The organism is Sphingobacterium sp. ML3W, from assembly GCF_029542085.1.
Lineage (GTDB): Bacteria > Bacteroidota > Bacteroidia > Sphingobacteriales > Sphingobacteriaceae > Sphingobacterium.
Window position 1 is genome coordinate 4,836,883 of sequence record NZ_CP107036.1, and the last position, 19,918, is coordinate 4,856,800.

Genomic DNA, 19,918 nt, shown 5'->3' on the forward strand with positions numbered 1-19,918 from the left:
GTCTTCGTGGTTACCCCATTGCTGCCCGTTGTTATGGACAAGTTTGTCATTAATTTAGCAATAACTTAATATTAAGTTAGAGTACAGTTAGGTATTGGTTAGGTTTTATCTAAACAAAACCTAACCAATACCTAAACTAAACCTAAACAAACCCTAACTAAACAATGAATTTCTGCTGACCTTGAAGACTCCACTTTAGCATTATCTTTCTGCAGTCTCCGCGGTCTGTTTCCGGCCTCGGTTTTTATGCCTGTCCATGATCCGATCTGCCTGCTGCGGCTCTTCGGCTTTTTTTCTGGTCGGCTATCTTTCCGGGATGTTCGCTGCTGTGGGCATACCGGCTTTCTGTCCCTACTGCGGCGTAGAGGTAGGATGCCCTTCCCCATACGACTGTTATGTTTAGTGTCCCCTTTCGCTCGGGGACACTTTTCCCCATGAGTTCCCCGTTTCCATAACCTCTGCGCCCATTGTATCCACTGCCGTGCCGGATTCCCCGGTTCCTCCGGCCACGTTCCCGCGGCCTTTCCACAGCATTTTCCCGTATAACTGTCCATTTTTGCTCCCCGGCACCCCCCGAGATGCTGTTTTACAAAAACAATCCGCCAAGTTCCCAGCGAGTTAGCGGAAAAACAAAATAAATAAGAACAAAAGGCTTGGAAGTTTGTTAGTAAACTCCCTATCTTTGCACCACTCCGCAAGGGAGGGGCGGTTACTTCGAAAGAAGGGATCATGAAAAAAAGAAGGGTCTGACGGGAGTTAGGCGCGGAAATCGAAAAAAAGGAAAAGAAAAAAAACTTCAAAAGTTTTTTGGTATTTCAAAAAAGATTTCTACCTTTGCAGTCCCAACGGAAACGGAGGGAGACAGAAAAAAGATAAAGAGGGCGCAATGCCATCGGAATATAGCGGATACGGAAGTTGAAGCGAGAGAAGTTCTTTAAGAAAACACAATCATGTAAGCGTGACGAGTAGGCAAAACGAAAGTCATGAACAAATTCAAGAATTAGTTCAATTCGATCCAAGATCAGAGATATAAAAAAAGAATTCTGATTATGTAAATAGTTGGAATCAAAAACTTCATTTTACAATGGAGAGTTTGATCCTGGCTCAGGATGAACGCTAGCGGCAGGCCTAATACATGCAAGTCGGACGGGATCCGGTGGTAGCTTGCTATCATTGGTGAGAGTGGCGCACGGGTGCGTAACGCGTGAGCAACCTACCTCTATCAGGGGGATAGCCTCTCGAAAGAGAGATTAAGACCGCATAATATAATTTTCCGGCATCGGGAGATTATTAAATATTTATAGGATAGAGATGGGCTCGCGTGACATTAGCTAGTTGGTAGGGTAACGGCCTACCAAGGCGACGATGTCTAGGGGCTCTGAGAGGAGAATCCCCCACACTGGTACTGAGACACGGACCAGACTCCTACGGGAGGCAGCAGTAAGGAATATTGGTCAATGGGCGGAAGCCTGAACCAGCCATGCCGCGTGCAGGATGACTGCCCTATGGGTTGTAAACTGCTTTTGTCCAGGAATAAACCTCTTTACGTGTAGAGAGCTGAATGTACTGGAAGAATAAGGATCGGCTAACTCCGTGCCAGCAGCCGCGGTAATACGGAGGATCCGAGCGTTATCCGGATTTATTGGGTTTAAAGGGTGCGTAGGCGGCCTATTAAGTCAGGGGTGAAATACGGTGGCTCAACCATCGCAGTGCCTTTGATACTGATGGGCTTGAATCCATTTGAAGTGGGCGGAATAAGACAAGTAGCGGTGAAATGCATAGATATGTCTTAGAACTCCGATTGCGAAGGCAGCTCACTAAGCTGGTATTGACGCTGATGCACGAAAGCGTGGGGATCGAACAGGATTAGATACCCTGGTAGTCCACGCCCTAAACGATGATAACTCGATGTTGGCGATAGACAGCCAGCGTCTTAGCGAAAGCGTTAAGTTATCCACCTGGGGAGTACGCCCGCAAGGGTGAAACTCAAAGGAATTGACGGGGGCCCGCACAAGCGGAGGAGCATGTGGTTTAATTCGATGATACGCGAGGAACCTTACCCGGGCTTGAAAGTTAGTGAAGAGACCAGAGACGGTCTCGTCCTTCGGGACACGAAACTAGGTGCTGCATGGCTGTCGTCAGCTCGTGCCGTGAGGTGTTGGGTTAAGTCCCGCAACGAGCGCAACCCCTATGTTTAGTTGCCAGCATGTAATGGTGGGGACTCTAAACAGACTGCCTGTGCAAACAGTGAGGAAGGTGGGGACGACGTCAAGTCATCATGGCCCTTACGTCCGGGGCTACACACGTGCTACAATGGATGGTACAGCGGGCAGCTACATAGCAATATGATGCTAATCTCTAAAAGCCATTCACAGTTCGGATTGGGGTCTGCAACTCGACCCCATGAAGTTGGATTCGCTAGTAATCGCGTATCAGCAATGACGCGGTGAATACGTTCCCGGGCCTTGTACACACCGCCCGTCAAGCCATGAAAGTTGGGGGTACCTAAAGCATGTGACCGCAAGGAGCGTGTTAGGGTAAAACCGATAATTGGGGCTAAGTCGTAACAAGGTAGCCGTACCGGAAGGTGCGGCTGGAATACCTCCTTTCTAGAGTATCGCGGATCGGTACTCGTCACGTTACATATGATTGCATAAGAAGAAAAAACATCAGAAGAAAGTGCCCGCCCCTAATGGAGCGGTCCCTGAGAGAAGAGATGAACAGAATAGCTAGTCCCGTAGCTCAGTTGGTTAGAGCACTACACTGATAATGTAGGGGTCAGCAGTTCAAATCTGCTCGGGACTACCAGGTAGTAATGAGTATTTAGTATCTAGTATTTAGACAAATGGATGGCGACATACATGGATCTAAGGACTAATGTCTAACATCTCAGGTCTAACAAAAAGGGGAATTAGCTCAGCTGGCTAGAGCACCTGCCTTGCACGCAGGGGGTCAACGGTTCGAATCCGTTATTCTCCACGTTCTTAGTACAAAGTATTTGGTATATAGTATTTAGAGATGATATGGCGACATATCGGAGTCTAACTACTGCTATCTAACTACTGGTTACTAAAAAAAGAGTTCTTTGACATATTGAAAGAGAAAAAAAATTACAAGAGAAGACAACAGTATAGAGACAATACTTGTATGTGTTTGATGTAGGGAGGAGACCCTCGGTCGAAGGCCGAACGAATCACTGCGTAGCATATTGGTATATATATCACAAGCAGCCGCATAGTAGCAAAAGGCTATGCCGGTGAAGAAAGTAAATAAGGGCACACGGGGGATGCCTAGGCTCTCAGAGGCGAAGAAGGACGTGATAAGCTGCGATAAGCTTTGGGGATTGGCAAATGCGACTTGATCCAGAGATTTCCGAATGGGGCAACCTGACTATTTGAAGAATAGTCGTATAATACGCGAACGCGCTGAACTGAAACATCTAAGTAGGCGTAGGAGAAGAAAATAACAATGATTTCCCAAGTAGTGGCGAGCGAACGGGAAAGAGCCCAAACCGATTATGTTACGGCATAGTCGGGGTTGTAGGACCACGACATTGTACAATGCTATGAACTGGAAGCAGGTGGGAAACTGCGCGATAAGGGTGAGAGCCCCGTACAGGTAAAGAATATTGGCATAGTGGTATCCTGAGTACCGCGGGACCGGAGAAATCCTGTGGGAATCCACCAGCACCATCTGGTAAGGCTAAATACTCCTGAGAGACCGATAGTGAACCAGTACCGTGAGGGAAAGGTGAAAAGAACCCCGAACAGGGGAGTGAAAAGAACCTGAAACCGTGTGCTTACAAGCGGTTGGAGCAGACAAGTTCTGTGACAGCGTGCCTTTTGCATAATGAGCCTACGAGTTACTCTTGTCTGGCAAGGTTAAGTCCTTCAGGGACGCAGCCGAAGCGAAAGCGAGTCTTAATAGGGCGCATAGTCAGATGAGGTAGACGCGAAACCTTGTGATCTACCCTTGGGCAGGTTGAAGTTGCAGTAACATGTAATGGAGGACCGAACCGATAAACGTTGAAAAGTTTCCGGATGACCTGAGGGTAGGGGTGAAAGGCCAATCAAACTGGGAAATAGCTCGTACTCCCCGAAATGTTTTTAGGAACAGCGTCGGCATCGAGTTTAATAGAGGTAGAGCTACCGATTGGGTGCGGGGGAGTCAAATCCTACCAAATCCAGACGAACTCCGAATGCTATTAAATATGGCCGGCAGTGAGGCTTTGGGTGCTAAGGTCCAAGGCCGAGAGGGAAAGAACCCAGACCATCAGCTAAGGTCCCCAAATTCGTTCTAAGTTGAACTAACGAGGTCCGGTTGCCCAGACAGCTAGGATGTTGGCTTGGAAGCAGCCATTCATTTAAAGAGTGCGTAACAGCTCACTAGTCGAGCGGCCGGGCGTGGATAATAAACGGGCATCAAGAACGGTACCGAAGCTATGGATTTGCATTGAAAGATATGCATCTGGTAGGGGAGCATTCCATATGGGGCGAAGATATCTGGTAATGGGTGTTGGACCGTATGGAAAAGCAAATGTAGGCATAAGTAACGATAAGGCGGGTGGGAAACCCGCCCACCGAAAGACCAAGGTTTCCTGATCAACGTTAATCGGATCAGGGTCAGTCGGGACCTAAGGCGCACCCGAAGGGGGCAAGCCGATGGACAACTGGTTAATATTCCAGTACTCTTCATAACTGCGATGTGGTGACGGAGTAGTGACACTGCCGCGAACTGACGGAATAGTTCGTTGAAAGGCGTAGGTATAGGGACGGTAGGCAAATCCGCCGACCCTGCTGAACCCCAATAGTACAGCAAAGCTCCGGTGGCGCTGATAGAGCAGGTAAACAGACTTCCAAGAAAACCCGCTAAGCTTCAGGTTATGAAGACCCGTACCGCAAACCGACACAGGTGGTCGAGGAGAGAATCCTAAGGTGCTCGAGTGAGTCATGGCTAAGGAACTCGGCAAAATGGCCCTGTAACTTCGGGAGAAGGGGCGCTGTCTCGTAAGAGCAGCCGCAGTGAAAAGGCCCAGGCGACTGTTTAACAAAAACATATGGCTTTGCAAAATCGCAAGATGAGGTATAAGGCCTGACACCTGCCCGGTGCTGGAAGGTTAAGAGGGGATGTCATCGTAAGAGAAGCATTGAATCGAAGCCCCAGTAAACGGCGGCCGTAACTATAACGGTCCTAAGGTAGCGAAATTCCTTGTCGGGTAAGTTCCGACCTGCACGAATGGTGTAACGATCTGGGCGCTGTCTCAGCCATGAGCTCGGTGAAATTGTGGTATCGGTGAAGACGCCGATTACCCGCAACGGGACGGAAAGACCCCATGCACCTTCACTATAGCTTAACATTGAGATTGGGTACAGGATGTGTAGGATAGGCGGGAGATGTTGAAGCGGCTTCGCCAGGAGTCGTGGAATCAACCTTGAAATACCGCCCTTTCTGTATTCGGTTTCTAACTCCTTTATGAGGAGGACATTGTTTGGTGGGTAGTTTGACTGGGGTGGTCGCCTCCAAAAAGGTAACGGAGGCTTTCAAAGGTAAGCTCAGTACGCTTGGTAACCGTACGTGGAGTGCAATGGCATAAGCTTGCTTGACTGTGAGACCAACAAGTCGAACAGGGTCGAAAGACGGACATAGTGATCCGGTGGTTCTGTATGGAAGGGCCATCGCTCAAAGGATAAAAGGTACGCTGGGGATAACAGGCTGATCTCCCCCAAGAGCTCATATCGACGGGGAGGTTTGGCACCTCGATGTCGGCTCGTCACATCCTGGGGCTGGAGAAGGTCCCAAGGGTTGGGCTGTTCGCCCATTAAAGTGGCACGCGAGCTGGGTTCAGAACGTCGCGAGACAGTTCGGTCCCTATCTGTTGTGGGCGTTGGAAGTTTGAGTGGATCTGACCTTAGTACGAGAGGACCGGGTTGGACAGACCTCTGGTGAACCTGTTATGCCGCCAGGTGTACGGCAGGGTAGCTACGTCTGGAATAGATAAGCGCTGAAAGCATCTAAGTGCGAAACTAGCCACGAGATGAGACTTCCTTATAGGGTCGTAGGAGATGACTACGTTGATAGGCCATAGGTGTAAAGGTTGAGAGACCAAAGCCAAGTGGTACTAATAGCCCGAAGCTTTCTCAAGCAGACAGACACTGTTGTCTTCCTCTTTAATTTTTGAATTAATCTTTCAATATATATGTCATTATGGTTTAAGCTATAAGATGGGTATAAACTTTCACAGGAAAGTCTACATACTGCTATCTAAAACTTGATACTATACAAGATCTTTAGGTGCCTATATCGGCGGTGTCTACCTCTTCCCATTCCGAACAGAGCAGTCAAGCCCGCCAGAGCCGATGGTATTGCCGTAACAGGTGGGAGAGTAGGTCGGTGCCTTTTTTTACACGGAAGCCCTTGCTGGAAACAGTCAAGGGCTTCTTTCGTTTAGTTACTTCCCAAAAGGTTCCAGAGGACAAGGGTGTCGACAAAGAAGCCACACAAAAGACTTAGCTCAGGAATAGTACTATCTAGTACAAACCTTCAAAAGATTCTAGAGAAACAATGGTTCCCCCACAAAAGCTCCAGGGATCCGGTTTCGAAATGATACTATAAAATACGGTTCTGCCGGGTACTGATCTAAGGTACTGCACTATTATGTTTTTTATATATTTCCCAGGGATTACTGACTCCGTAGCGAAAATGCAGTTCTGGGATCGTGCTCTATCATGACGGTGTATACCTGCTTGCCGCCTAAGCCCCTATCTTAGCCATTTTTATTGCAGCTTTTACCCTAGTGATCTTAAATTGAATATACCTGCTATTATGTGAATCTTTCCTGAATAAAAGTAAACTTAGAAGGCGTCTTATTTTCTATAATAGCTAATCTTGCTATAGGCTGGAAAATTTTTGGAGCACAACTTCGAATATATTCCCAGTCACATGCTATGCGAGGATAAGGTTATAGGATATATTTTTGAGGACTAAAGATATGAGATTAAAATAGGAAATTGATAAGAACCGATAAGATTTGTTGTTACAAATTATTTCTTCGAGCTTAAACCAGGCAAAAAAAAAATGTAACACTTAAACAATGGAAATGCATTACATTATCATATGATGTGAGGATTACTCTGCCGATATATAAATGAAAAACAGCTTCTCTAAATTGTCGTTACGTCTGGAGAAGATTTAATAAAGTTCAAAAAATCTATCATGAAAAATCCCCGCATTTAAGATATGGAATGGTTAATTCAGGGATAATTTAGGAATTCTTTGTTAAATAGCATAACGATTAAGAGCCTAGTTTCTAAAAACTAGGCTCTATGTTGATCTTGTATAAAAATTAATCTTCTTCAGTATAAAAATCAATAAGAGAAGATATATAGGGATCTTCCCAACCTTCAGCAATATTTTCATAATCTTCATCTGGTATATTGGTCTGTCTAATCTCTAATGAAGTTCCTTTTTTGTGTTCATGTAGCTTTAATGTAACAATGGAAGGGCTGTCAGTTTCTCCAAAATACCATTCTTGCACAATTTTGGTTGAAGGTTCCAATTCCAAGAACCGACCAGTAATTGCACCATCCCACAAAGAAAATTCACCATTTACAGTTGCATCTATTGATACAAGATCGCCAGTCCAAAGGCGGGCCGTAATTTCGGTTGTTAAGGCGAGATACAGTTCTTCTGGTGTCGCCGGGATAATAGCGTATTTCTTGAGATCTTTCATAATGCAAATTTACTCTTTCCCGTAATTTACTAGTTATTTTGACTTCATTTTTATTTATATTATTTTTAGCACAAACTATTAGGACGACATGAGTAATTTTCTGCCAAATTCATTAGTGAAAAAATTAGGTGTAAACCCATTATTCGATACTGCTGAATTTATAAAAGTACATGAGGAAGGCAAGCGAGCAACAGCGATACGGTTAAACCCTCGCAAATTGAAGGAATGTCCATTTTCCAGCGGAGGAACGGTGCCATGGTGCGAGAGCGCTTTTTATCTCAAGGAACGCCCTGTATTCACGCTTGATCCTTTATTTCATGCTGGAGGCTATTATCCCCAAGATGCTTCTTCTATGTTTATAGATCACATTATCCATAAGCTGGAAATAGGATCTAAACCAGTTTATGCATTGGATCTCTGTGCAGCTCCTGGAGGAAAGTCTACTTTGCTAAACAGTAGCTTACATCCTGACAGTCTACTTGTCGCCAATGAGATAATCAAGACCCGCGTGAATATCTTACAAGATAATTTAACAAAATGGGGAAACGTAAATACGGTGGTGACAAATAATGATCCTTCGGCTTTTGACCGATTGCCGGGATATTTTGATATCATGGTGGTAGATGCACCTTGTTCTGGATCAGGTATGTTTAGAAAGGATGCAGATGCAATAGATGAATGGTCAGAAGCAAATGTCAAACTTTGTAGCGAAAGGCAACAAAGAATATTGGCAGAAAGTATTGCTTCATTGAAAACAGGTGGATACCTCCTTTATTCAACCTGCTCATATTCGGAGGAGGAAAATGAAGATATTGCAGATTGGCTAATAGAAACGGGAGATTTTGAATCTATTGAAATTGCCATTGATGATAATTGGGGGATTGAGCATACAGAGTCGGGTGGACATGCGGCACATGGCTACCGCTTCTATCCACATAAGTTAGGCGGGGAGGGTTTTTTTATTACAGTTTTAAGGAAAGTTGCAGAGCAAGGTACATTTAATAGAAAAAGGATAAAACCAGAGAAATCGGATGTGCCGAAGGGAATTCTGGACACTTGGATATTGAACGTTGATGAGTTTTTTCCATTTATCCATCATGATGACCTATATATATTCCCCAAAAAGTATGAAAATGATTTGAAATACCTTCAGAATGTACTCTATCTCAAAAATGCTGGAATCAATATTGGAAAACTTAATCGAAAGGAACTCATTCCAAGCCACGCATTGGCTTTAAGTAACGTATTGAATCCTAGCTTCCAAAGCCTTGAACTTTCGCTTGAGGATGCTCAAAACTATCTTAGAAAGGAGAATGTAATACTAGAGACTATTCCTGCTGCTATCAAAGGTTGGACACTGGCGAGATATAAAGGGCTATCATTAGGCTGGATAAAGGTCTTACCAAATAGGATCAACAATTACTATCCCAAGGAACTAAGAATAGTGAATCTCTAAGAGGTAAGAGAAATTACATACCACTTCGAATTCCAAGAATAAATTATTTTTTCGAGGGAATATGCTGTAAGATAATCGAACAAATATCTTTTGCAACATCTTCCTTCGATTTCAAAGGGAATACGTTGCTTTCGCCCGAACGATTGATAATTGTGACTTTATTTGTATCGGTAGCAAATCCTGCTCCCTGATCCTGCATGGAATTGAGAATGATAAAATCAAGATTCTTTCGGACCAATTTGTCTTTCGCATTTTCGAGCTCGTTGTTTGTTTCTAAAGCAAAACCGATCAGTAATTGTTCTTTCTTCTTTTTGCTTCCTAAAGTGGCAAGAATATCTGTCGTTTTCTTTAACGCAATAGAAAATTCATCCTCTTTCTTCTTTATCTTCTGAGATGCGACTTCAATAGGGGTATAGTCTGCAACTGCAGCACTCATGACAATTATCGTAGCATGATCAAAGTATTTTTCACAAGCTTGAAGCATCTCGGCAGCTGAAGTGACAGGAACAACAGTTATTTGATCAGGATTCGCTAGTGCAGTAGGTCCGGAAACTAATGTCACATCCGCGCCAAGATCTTTTAATTGTCGGGCAATAGCATAGCCCATTTTTCCACTAGAATGATTTCCAATAAAACGTACAGGGTCTATTGCCTCGTAAGTGGGGCCTGCTGATACAAGCGCCTTTTTACCTAATAATGGGAGCTTTTGGTTGGAATAGTTTTCCAGGAAGTGGAAAATTTCCTCTGGTTCAGCGAGACGTCCTTCCCCTATTAATCCACTAGCCAATTCACCTTTTTCAGGAGGGATGATAATATTACCATAAGCTCCTAGTTTAGCGATATTCGATTGCGAGGAGGGATGCTTCCACATATCCAAATCCATTGCAGGGGCAAAGAAGACGGGGCATTTTGCAGATAAATATACTGCCATCAGTAAGTTATCACAAAGACCATTTGCCATCTTGGCGATGGTGTTTGCTGTTGCTGGGGCTATAAGTATATAATCTGCATTTAAAGCTATTTCCACATGGTTATTCCATTCTCCTGTATCGGGTTGATAATAGTCAACCAAAACAGGGTTTTTGGAAAGTGTAGAAAGTGTAAGCGGTGTAATAAAGGCTGTAGCTTCCGTTGACATAATCACTTTAACCTGGGCATCCGCTTTTACGAGCAGACGAATTAAAGTTGCAATCTTGTATGCGGCGATACTACCGCATACAGCAATTACAATATTTTTCCCAGCTAAAGCCATCGTTTATTTTGCGATTAGTCTTGCTCTTTCGATGGATTTCTGTAGTACACTTTATCGTGTAAAAACTCATCGATTGCTACCAAAGTAGGTTTTGGCATACGCTCGTAGTGTTTAGAAATCTCTATTTGCTCGCGGTTTTCGAATACCTCTTCTAAGTTATCGTTATTACTTGCAAACTCAGCAAGTTTTCCGTTTAGTTCTTCCTTAATATCTACTGCAATTTGATTCGCGCGTTTAGAAATAACTACAATGGATTCATAGAGATTGTCAGTTCCTTTGTCCAATTGTCTTAAGTCACGTGTAACTGTAGAATTTGGAATTGAATTATTATTTTTTTGACTCATCTTTTTGGGTATTTTCTTTTTCTTTTTTCGCCTTTTGTTCTTTGATATATGCTTCTTGCTCAGCAAGAGCTTTATTATATTCTTTCATGTGCGAAACGGCCGTCTTAATTCCTTTTTCAGAATCTTGACGAATAGATTCCGCTTCTTTTATATGTTTGCTATTGGGATAGTTACTCGCAAAGCTACGGTAGTAATCCAATGTTTCGTCATATCTGCTTTCCTGCTTTTGCAAAATACTTTTTGAAGCAAATATATATTGTGCCTTTAGCGTCAAAAATTCAATTTCTTCAGCATATTTGGTGTCGGGATATTCTTTCAGTACATTTTGTAACGCAATTACAGCTGCTCTATAATCATCATTCAACCCCATATCATAATAGAGCCTGGCATTGGCAAAAGCTTTAAGTTCGAGTTTATCTCTTAACTTTTGAATGAGGTCTGAGGCCTCTTTAGAACGTTCTGATTCTGGATAGAGATTGACGAAAAGCTGTAGGGCATCGATTGCTTTCTTCGTATTTGCCTGATCTAAAGTTGACCGAGGTGAATCCAAATAGTAACAATAAGCATGCATAAAACGACATTCTTCTGCCCGTGGACTGTTCGGATAAACATCTGCAAAGTCCTTAAAGTGATATGCTGCTGAAGTATAATCTTTCAAACGGTAATTGGCAAATGCCAAATAGTAGTAGATATTTTCTGCCTCAGCTTGTCCGCGGAATTTCGTCCGCAAGTCATCAAACAAAACTAATGCCTTTGTATATTTCTTTTTCTCATACAGCTTTACGGCTTCTTCGTACTTTTGAGCGATATTATTGCTTGCGCGCAATTTCTCAAATTTACTCTTGCAACCAGTAAACACCAATAGAAACATCATGCCGGCACAGATAGCCGCTATACGCCTATTTAAAAACATTTTACAAAGATAAGTGAATTTGTTATACTAATCAATTAAATTTTACTGCGCAATATAGTTTAATAATTATTTGATCCCAAAAACAACATTTTTTATTAACATTCTTTAACTCGTTGGATGCAATTTTGTGGCAGTATTGTCATGGACTTGTTGTTTTTCCATTACGCAAGGAGAGGAAAAATATAGATTTTAAAATATTTGATTATCTTTACATGTACAATCATTGAATTTAATAAAGAGTATGACTTTAAAAGAAAAAGTGGAGCAAGCATTGGATACCTTGAGACCTTATTTGGAAACTGATGGCGGAAATGTAAGTGTTGAAGAGATTACTGCAGATAATGTCGTGCGATTAAAACTATTGGGCGCTTGCGCTTCATGTTCAATGAGCATTATGACTTTTAAAGCAGGATTGGAACAAGCTATAAAAAAAGCTGTGCCAGAGGTAACAGCGGTAGAAGCGATTAATCTAACCGATCCAGATTCTCCTGATGCGACCTTGCCGTCGGCCAATTAGTTTATCTATTAACACAATTTAACGGCTAACCCAGCTGCTTTTGTGTAAATTTGTTCTATGAAGTTGCTGATCCCTATATTATTAGTTTTATCTGTATTTTTTGAGTCTTCGACTTTAAAGGCGCAAGAGAGGAAGATTGTCCAATATTCCGGTATTGTAACTACTGTGGGGTCTGGACTTCCTGTTGGTTATGCTACAGTAACCAATTTATCTTTCCGTAACGAGGCCATTGCGGCGAATAATGAAGGCTATTTTTCTTTCGTAGCTCATGTGGGAGACACACTTCGTTTTTCCTCTATAGGATTCGATCCGCTCATTGTAACTGTACCTGAAGTTGCTGGCGACAAATTTACAGCTAGTATCGTAATGCAAAATTTGGTAACTGAACTGCCAATGGTGACTCCGTATCCCTGGGCAAGTATTGAGGAATTTAATATAGCATTTATGAATTTAGATGTATCTGAGGATCATATTGTACGGGCAAAAAGAACACTTTCCAACGAGTCTTTATCAGCAATGGCTGCCGTAGTACCTCGCGATGGCAACGAGATGCGTTCGATCAATAATGCACAAAGCTTCAATACAATGAATAATAAAGTCATTAACCAACGTTATGCAAATCCGCTATTAAATCCTTTTGCATGGGGAAGTTTAATACAGCAAATAACGAAGGGAAGTCAAAGCCGTTCCAAAAGCTCCCGCTATTAATCTGTTGCTTTGAGCTTGTTCAGCTCTTTTACACTTATCTTTGCTGAAAAATAAGATACTAATCCTGAAATACTGGTAACGGTCAGGAATACCAACATGTAATCGCTCCATCTGCTCACCATAGGATAGCTGTCTAAAATTGCATTTGCACCGTCTTCAACACGTATAATACCATAGGTGGATTGGACGTAATTGAATATAGCACCAATGAATAAACCTAAAATGCAACCAATAATTGCAATCATCAACCCCTCATAGAAGAAGATGCGTTGAATTAAGCTATTGTTACCACCTAAGCTTTTTAGGACTGTCATATCCTTTTGTTTATCCAATACTAACATCGTCAATGACCCTACTATATTAAAAATTGCGATGATACTAATCAATGTTAAAATAAAAAACACAACCCATCTCTCTACACGTACATTTTTGTATAAAGTTGGATTTTGCTCCTCTCTATTTTTAACAACATAATCTGTGCCCAGCTTGTGTTGAAGATCTTTTTCAAATAGTTTAGCGTCAGTACCTTCCTTGAGATAGAATTCAATAGCAGAAACTCTGTCATATTCGCCGAGTACTTCTTTGGCAAATGAAATTGGTGTAATAACGAAATTGTCAAAGTCCTGTTGGTATCTGAGAACACCTCCTGGACTGATAGCTCTAATATTAAATTCTTCAGCAGGATTAGATGTGTTTTTGACGCCTTTTCTTGGTGAATAAACTTGGATTAAATCTGGGGTATTCTGCATAGAAATACCGAGATTAGCCTGGACACTTGCTCCAAGTATAGCCAGATTAGTTGAATCACGTAAGAGTTTATATACTCCATCCACAAGAATACTATCACCAATACTCTTATTAATCGATTTGGGCTCGATTCCCTTGATAGTTGAAATATACTGTCGATTTGCATATTGAAGTAATACCTTCTCTTCTAGTACTTCTGTATAATGGATAACATTAGGATTTTTTCTCAACTCATTAAAGACTGATTTATTTGTTGTAAAGAGCTTGCCTTTTTGTGGCTCTATCTTTAGTTCAGGAGCAAATTTGCTATACATAGATATAATAAGCTCCTCCATCCCATTGAAAGAGGACAGGAGTATGATTAATGCGGCACTACTTACCATAACACCTATCACACTAATTGAGGAGATGATATTAATAGCGTTGACCGATTTTTTTGAAAACAGGTATCTCTTGGCAAATAGAAAAGGTAAGTTCATATCTTATCCTTGTATAAATGGATTGGAGTTTTTTTCAAAACCTATTGTCGTTGAAGGGCCATGACCTGGGTAGACAACGGTGTCATCTGGTAAGGTATAAAGTCTTTGCTTAATATTATCTAAAAGCTGCTGATGATTTCCTCCTGGTAGATCAGTGCGGCCAATACTGTTACGGAACAAGACATCTCCACCAATTAGGAATTTTTGAGAAGCGGAGTAAAAACAGATATGCGCCGGTGAGTGGCCGGGTGCCAATATCACTTCCAATTCGTCATTGTCTATTTGTATTTTGTCTCCATCTTTTAGAAATACTTCTCCAATAGGAGAGATGTCATAGCGGAATCCCATTTGCGGAGCATAGTTCTGAACTGCAACCAGCGTAGATAGTTCTCCTTCGTGAAATTGAGGAAGTAGATCAAATTTCTCATGAATAAAATAATTGCCCAAGACATGATCAATGTGACAATGGGTATTCAGTAACAATTGTGGAGTGAGATTATGAAGATCGACGAAGGTTAAAAACTCCACTTGCTCTTTTTCCCCATACATCCCTGGGTCGATAATTAAGGCATTTCCCTCTTCGTTATACAACAAATAGGTATTTTCTTGGTATGGATTGAAAGTGAATGTTCTGATCGTTAGCATAAGGTAAAATTACATTTTTTATTGTTTTCTAAATAGAGAAAGACTAGCTATTCCAAATTTCCCAATTCTTCTCTGCCTGAAGCAGCAACATTTCATACCCATTTTTAGTTCGAGCACCTTTTTCTTTGCCTTTCTTTAGGAATGTTGTCTCTTCTGGATTATAAATAAGATCATAGAATAGGTGCTTGGCATTGATATGTTCGTACGGTAAAGTCGGAGACTCTGCTATATTGGGAAATGTTCCCACTGGTGAACAATTGATAATTAATGTATATTCAGCTAAAATCGTTTCATCTAATTCCTCATACGTGTAGTTGTCCGTTTGTTTGGTTCTGCTGACGAGCTTGTATTTTATCCCTAATTTATCTAATGTATAGATCACTGCTTTTGCTGCTCCTCCGTTTCCTAGGATTAAAGCGTTTTTGTCATTCTGGTTCAAAAGTGGTTTCAGTGATTCTTCAAATCCATATGCATCCGTGTTATAGCCTTTCAAGTATGGAACGCCGTTTGCGAGATGCGTAATGCGGATACAGTTTACAGCTTGTATTACTTTAGCTTCTTCCGATAGTTCGTTTAAATAATCCATGACCTCTATCTTATATGGAATGGTCACATTTACCCCATAAAAGTCCTTGTTCGTAAATATAGATGGAAAATCCGATATACGTTCAATTGGATATAGGTCATAATCTACATGTTGAATATTTTCTTTCTGAAACTTTTCTAAATAATATTTCTTGGAAAAGGAGTGTCCTAACGGAAATCCTATCAGACCTAATTTTTTCATTGAATGGTTTAATACTTCTTTGGGTGAAAAGGTAAGCTTAATCTAAATGCATTTTATACTCCCAGGCAAGTCTGAAAGATTGCCTGGGAGTATAAAATGCCGTCTACTTTAATTTTTTGGTTTGGTATATTTTTTTACAATTTCAGTGATAATTTGATTTCCTTGCAACTGAGGAAGGTAATCAAAGAGAATGTGATGTTTTTCCGGATTTGTAGCTAAGCCTAGTTCTAAGAAGTTTAAAGCTTCATTGTATTGTCCATTTGCAAATAGATAGGCCACTACACGATAATATAGTTCCGCCGCTTCAGGGTTTTGCGTAATTCCATCTGACATGACATTGATGGCTTCATCAATTTTGCTCTGCTCAAATAGGATTGAAGAGTAATCGAGCCAAGCATCTATATCTGATGGATTTAATGCCACTACTTTTTTATATGCTTCTTCAGCCTGATCAATTTGCTGTAACTTATATCGAGCATCTGCGATTGCAAACCAGTAATCCGGATTTGTGTCTTCTAGTTCCAAAGCCTTTTTGTAGAAATGAAGCGACTCAAAGTAACGTTCTTCAAAATCCAATGTAACACCAATACCAAACCATGCGTCTGCAAGCTCGGCGTCTAACTTTACAGCTTTTTTATAGTAGTTTCGAGCTTCTTCCATTTGTTCAAGCTTCTCGTAACACTCACCTATAGCACAATAGGTATCCGCACTGGGTTGTTCGTATTCAAAGGTCTGTTTGTATACGTCCAATGCCTCCTGATAGCGATCTAAGTTGACCAGTGCATTTCCTTTATTGAAATAAGCAGATGAGAAGTCTTCCTTGATTAATATGGCATAGTCATATGCATCTAATGCTTCTTCGAATTTGCTTATTTTATGATAGGAATTACCTAGATTATACCAAGCATAATACGAATAAGGGTCTGAGTCAATATATTTTTTATAGAAAGATATACTTTCTTCTTGCCTGTCAAGTACATCATAGCAATAAGCTAGCTCATAGAGTGCTTCTTGATAGTCCATATTGAGTTCAAGCGCCTTCTTTAAATAGACAATAGCTTTATCATAGTTCATTTGCGCTTGAAAAATCATGGCAATATGAAAATAAACCTCATCTTTATTGTCTAATAAGGGTAATGCTTTGAATAATTGATCTAATGCTTCATCAAATTGTCCTATGCTCCCCAAAATACCGCCTCTAATTAAGAATATATCTCCTTCTGAAGCTTCCAGTAGTTCTGCTTTATCCAAGGCCGCTAAAGCATTCTGATACTGTTGAATTGTTGAAAACAATTGTGCTTGCTTCAACAAAAAAGTAATATCAAAGGGATGCTGGCTGATTGCAAATTCGGTCACTTGTAGTGCCTTTACAGGATCATTTTTTTCAGCATAGTAGTCTATTATTCCTTCGAAAGCCTTGGAGTCAAAAAAATACTGATCCTCGTTTCGAAGCATTTCCTCATATCTGTCCACCGAGATTTTTCTTTCTTCGGGGTTTTCAAATTCAAAATCCTCTTCCATTCTCAAAAGTTTAAAACCAGTATTCTGTTCCTTAAATCAAAATACTAATTTCTTATCTAATTTGCTTTAATAAATTTTCCACAAATTGGATATCATCCACAAAGTTAAGGATAAATACTGTCAAAATAAAAAAGCCGGCTCTAGAGCCGGCTTTTAATATAATGGTATAAGTTATATACGATTATTTTTTGATCTCAACACGACGGTTTTGAACACGACCTTCTTCAGTTGAATTAGACGCGATTGGGTTTTTCTCTCCGTAACCGTTAGCAGTGATGCTTGATGAAGAAACACCAGCATTTACTAAGTATTGTTTTACAGAGTTAGCACGGTCTTTAGACAAAGTCACGTTGTAAGCTTCAGAACCTTCTGCAGATGCATAACCGTCTAAAGTTACAGATGAATTATTGTCACGTACTTCTTTAGCCAATTTATCCAAAGTTGAGTAAGAAGAAGTTTTCAATACTGAGCTATCAAATTCGAATTGAATTGGAGCATAGTAACCGTTAGAAGCGATGTTTTCAACAACTGGCTCTGGGAATTTGATTGGACATCCTGAACCATCTACTGGAGTACCAGCAGGAGTACCAGGACATTTGTCAAATTTGTCAGATACACCATCACCATCAGCATCAGCGCTTAATGTGTTAACAGTACCTTCTAAAGTGCTTACGCGTTGTTTCAAAGCTTCAACTTCGTTTCTCAATGAAGGATCTTTCAACTCATCATACATTGTAGCTACTGGGTTAGCAAAAGTCAAGTTTTGTTTGTCTTTTGAACCTAAAGTGAACTCTAAACCACCGTATACGTTAGAGAAACGTTGTTTTGTAGTATTGTTTCTGCCAGGTCCGTACAATAATGCTTCATCAGTGAAGTTCATTGTGTAACCTAAATTCAAGGCAACAACTTCAGATAATTTGAATTTAGCACCAACACCTACAGGAACGATCATACCTAAACGGTAATCTTTGTCGCGTGGGTTAGAAGGTGAACGATCACCGAATACATCTTCACCCCATTTTTGATCGTAAACAGGTTGTCCTGAAAAGTCATTAGTTCCGAATTGAACTGGGTTGTAAGCAAAAGCACCAATACCTACTTTAGCGTAGAAGTTAACAGCATTTTCTCTTCTTAAGAAATCAATAGTACCCAATTGGAAAACACCGTTTAAGCTAGCTGCCCAGTTTACTTTTGTTTCAGCAGATTGAGCGCCATATTTGTTTTCAACTGCAGGACCAGACTCGTCATGATTGTAAGTCTTGATCTTACCACGGTTTGCTTCAACTTCTAAACCGAATAGGTGCGAGAATTGCTTGCGTACTGTCAAACCATAGTACTCACCCACTTTGTTTTGGAAATAACCAACTTTTTGACCAAAGTTATTGTTACCACCAATTAAAGCATTAGGCGTAGTGATACCACCTTGAACTCCGATAGACCAAGTTCTGTATTGTGATCTACCACCGAATACTTGTTGAGCTTGTGCTGTATCAGCGAAACCTAAAGCGGCAACTAATGTAGCAGCAACAGCTGTTTTTTTAATTGTAGAATAGTTCATACTCTTGTTTTTAAGGTTATTATTAATTTTAATTGTTTTCAAACTTTGTTATCATTTAATATCTGGAACAGTACAATTGCCGTGCCAAAGTCTTAAAATTATGTTAAATTTTTAAATTTCTGATATTTCGTACTAAATTAAGTATTTAATGTGAAACAACAAAACAAAAATTCGGTACGAAAGTACCAAATTTTTGTTTTGTTTCAATAGCTTTTAGAAAAAAATTAAGAAATTCTTTCTAAAGTAAATAATGTACAATGACTAAAGAGAGTCCTCCAAGCAGAGCCGATACTGGAATTGTCAAGACCCAAGCCCATAATAAACTAATCGTTACCCCCCAGCGCACTGCTGAAACACGCTTAACAACTCCGACACCAATAATGGCTCCTGTAATGGTATGTGTTGTTGAAGCTGGGATTCCGAAATGCTCAGTTATACCTAATGTTACCGCTCCTGCAGATTCCGCACAAACTCCTTCTAATGGTGTCACTTTCGTAATTTTAGTACCCATTGTCTTAACAATTTTCCAGCCTCCACTCATTGTTCCAGCTGCAATAGCTGCGTAACACGTTAAGGGAATCCATTCGGGCATATGTTCGGTATTTTGCATGTAGCCACCAGCTACCATAGCTACAAGGATAATACCCATTACTTTTTGTGCATCATTACCACCATGCGCAAAACTCAAGGCTGCAGATGAAACTAATTGCAGTACTTTAAACCATTTTTCAGCAACACTAGGCCGTGAGTTTTTGGCTAAATTGATTACAATGAGTGTAATGATAATAGATATGGTCATACCGATGATCGGTGCAAACACGATGAAAGCAATAATTTTTAATGTTGCATCGATATTGATTGCGTGTATAGGATCTGCACCAAGAATAAAGGCATAAGCCATTCCTGATCCGGCAAAGCCTCCAATCAAGGTGTGTGAGGAACTTGATGGTACTCCATAGTACCAAGTGAATAAGTTCCAGCCAATTGCTGCGAGCAAGCCCGCAAAGATAACCTCTAAGGTAATATATTCTTCCAATACCGTTTTGGCAATGGTGTTGGCTACTTTGTGATCTGTAAAGTAGAAATAAGCAGCAAAGTTGAATATGGCAGCCCATAATACAGCCATTGCTGGTGTTAGAACTTTTGTTGATACAACTGTCGCAATAGAGTTGGCTGCATCATGGAATCCATTGATGTAGTCAAATGCAATTGCTAAGACAATCACAACAACGAGTAATGTTGACATCATAATCTCGTAGAAT

Annotated in this window: 14 protein-coding genes, 2 tRNA genes and 3 rRNA genes; 8 read left to right on the forward strand and 11 right to left on the reverse strand. The window is 40.9% G+C overall.

Annotated features, from left to right (window positions below; genetic code table 11):
* Positions 1-244: 244 nt before the first annotated feature.
* Positions 245-529, reverse strand: a complete 285-nt coding sequence (locus OGI71_RS20430) for a hypothetical protein (protein WP_282251533.1) — start codon at positions 527-529, stop codon at positions 245-247.
* A 552-nt stretch (positions 530-1,081) separates the two neighbouring features.
* Between OGI71_RS20430 and OGI71_RS20435 the strand changes: the two genes are divergently transcribed.
* The 5 genes from OGI71_RS20435 (at position 1,082) to rrf (ending at position 6,399) form a co-directional block, all read left to right on the forward strand.
* Positions 1,082-2,609 (forward strand): 16S ribosomal RNA (locus OGI71_RS20435).
* 122 nt (positions 2,610-2,731) lie between these two features.
* A tRNA-Ile gene (locus OGI71_RS20440) sits at positions 2,732-2,808 on the forward strand.
* A 97-nt stretch (positions 2,809-2,905) separates the two neighbouring features.
* Positions 2,906-2,979, forward strand: a tRNA-Ala gene (locus OGI71_RS20445).
* Between the two features lie 280 nt (positions 2,980-3,259).
* Positions 3,260-6,141, forward strand: a 23S ribosomal RNA gene (locus tag OGI71_RS20450).
* Between the two features lie 146 nt (positions 6,142-6,287).
* A 5S ribosomal RNA gene (rrf, locus tag OGI71_RS20455) occupies positions 6,288-6,399 on the forward strand.
* The 16S, 23S and 5S rRNA genes sit together here with 2 tRNA genes alongside, the layout of an rRNA operon.
* 943 nt (positions 6,400-7,342) lie before the next feature.
* On the opposite strand, the gene OGI71_RS20460 is transcribed toward rrf, so the two are convergent.
* Positions 7,343-7,729 carry an SRPBCC family protein gene (locus tag OGI71_RS20460; protein ID WP_120260523.1) on the reverse strand — a complete coding sequence of 129 codons (387 nt, stop codon included), beginning with the start codon at positions 7,727-7,729 and terminating at the stop codon, positions 7,343-7,345.
* Positions 7,730-7,817: 88 nt separating this feature from the next.
* Here OGI71_RS20460 and OGI71_RS20465 point away from each other — a divergent pair, with 88 nt between their 5' ends.
* The gene (locus tag OGI71_RS20465) at positions 7,818-9,185 is read left to right on the forward strand and encodes an RNA methyltransferase (RefSeq protein WP_282251538.1); all 1,368 of its coding nucleotides are present in this window, start codon (positions 7,818-7,820) and stop codon (positions 9,183-9,185) included.
* Positions 9,186-9,228: 43 nt separating this feature from the next.
* Here the strand turns inward: OGI71_RS20465 and coaBC are convergent, their stop codons facing one another.
* Genes coaBC through bamD form a run of 3 tightly spaced genes read right to left on the reverse strand, consistent with a single transcriptional unit; the run spans position 9,229 to position 11,694 of the window.
* Positions 9,229-10,437, reverse strand: coding sequence for a bifunctional phosphopantothenoylcysteine decarboxylase/phosphopantothenate--cysteine ligase CoaBC (gene coaBC, locus OGI71_RS20470; RefSeq protein WP_282251539.1), 1,209 nt, complete (start codon positions 10,435-10,437; stop codon positions 9,229-9,231).
* 14 nt (positions 10,438-10,451) lie between these two features.
* Positions 10,452-10,781, reverse strand: coding sequence for a DNA-directed RNA polymerase subunit omega (locus tag OGI71_RS20475; RefSeq protein WP_075990346.1), 330 nt, complete (start codon positions 10,779-10,781; stop codon positions 10,452-10,454).
* The gene (gene bamD / locus OGI71_RS20480) at positions 10,765-11,694 is read right to left on the reverse strand and encodes an outer membrane protein assembly factor BamD (protein ID WP_282251540.1); all 930 of its coding nucleotides are present in this window, start codon (positions 11,692-11,694) and stop codon (positions 10,765-10,767) included. The genes OGI71_RS20475 and bamD overlap by 17 nt, the downstream gene beginning before the upstream one ends.
* 241 nt (positions 11,695-11,935) lie before the next feature.
* On the opposite strand from bamD, the gene OGI71_RS20485 reads away from it, so the two are divergent.
* Together OGI71_RS20485 and OGI71_RS20490 are read left to right on the forward strand one after the other, a co-directional pair.
* Positions 11,936-12,211: a NifU family protein gene (locus tag OGI71_RS20485; RefSeq protein ID WP_028070934.1), complete on the forward strand. Its 276-nt coding sequence runs from the start codon at positions 11,936-11,938 to the stop codon at positions 12,209-12,211.
* Positions 12,212-12,268: 57 nt separating this feature from the next.
* Positions 12,269-12,919, forward strand: coding sequence for a hypothetical protein (locus OGI71_RS20490; RefSeq protein ID WP_282251542.1), 651 nt, complete (start codon positions 12,269-12,271; stop codon positions 12,917-12,919).
* On the opposite strand, the gene OGI71_RS20495 is transcribed toward OGI71_RS20490, so the two are convergent.
* The 6 genes from OGI71_RS20495 to OGI71_RS20520 all read right to left on the reverse strand — a co-directional run bounded on the left by OGI71_RS20495 (position 12,916) and on the right by OGI71_RS20520 (position 19,905).
* Positions 12,916-14,145 (reverse strand): FtsX-like permease family protein, encoded by a 1,230-nt coding sequence (locus OGI71_RS20495; RefSeq protein ID WP_282251543.1) that lies wholly within the window; start codon positions 14,143-14,145, stop codon positions 12,916-12,918. The two genes, OGI71_RS20490 and OGI71_RS20495, sit on opposite strands and share 4 nt — an antisense overlap.
* Positions 14,146-14,148: 3 nt before the next feature.
* A complete protein-coding gene (locus OGI71_RS20500) occupies positions 14,149-14,790 on the reverse strand; it encodes an MBL fold metallo-hydrolase (RefSeq protein ID WP_282251544.1) in 642 nt (213 codons plus the stop codon).
* Between the two features lie 43 nt (positions 14,791-14,833).
* Positions 14,834-15,577 (reverse strand): shikimate dehydrogenase, encoded by a 744-nt coding sequence (locus tag OGI71_RS20505; RefSeq protein ID WP_282251546.1) that lies wholly within the window; start codon positions 15,575-15,577, stop codon positions 14,834-14,836.
* A gap of 108 nt (positions 15,578-15,685) precedes the next feature.
* Positions 15,686-17,098, reverse strand: coding sequence for a tetratricopeptide repeat protein (locus OGI71_RS20510; RefSeq protein ID WP_282251547.1), 1,413 nt, complete (start codon positions 17,096-17,098; stop codon positions 15,686-15,688).
* A gap of 181 nt (positions 17,099-17,279) precedes the next feature.
* Positions 17,280-18,656, reverse strand: a complete 1,377-nt coding sequence (locus OGI71_RS20515) for an OmpA family protein (protein ID WP_282256153.1) — start codon at positions 18,654-18,656, stop codon at positions 17,280-17,282.
* Positions 18,657-18,894: 238 nt separating this feature from the next.
* Positions 18,895-19,905, reverse strand: coding sequence for an inorganic phosphate transporter (locus OGI71_RS20520; RefSeq protein ID WP_282251549.1), 1,011 nt, complete (start codon positions 19,903-19,905; stop codon positions 18,895-18,897).
* Positions 19,906-19,918 lie beyond the last annotated feature (13 nt).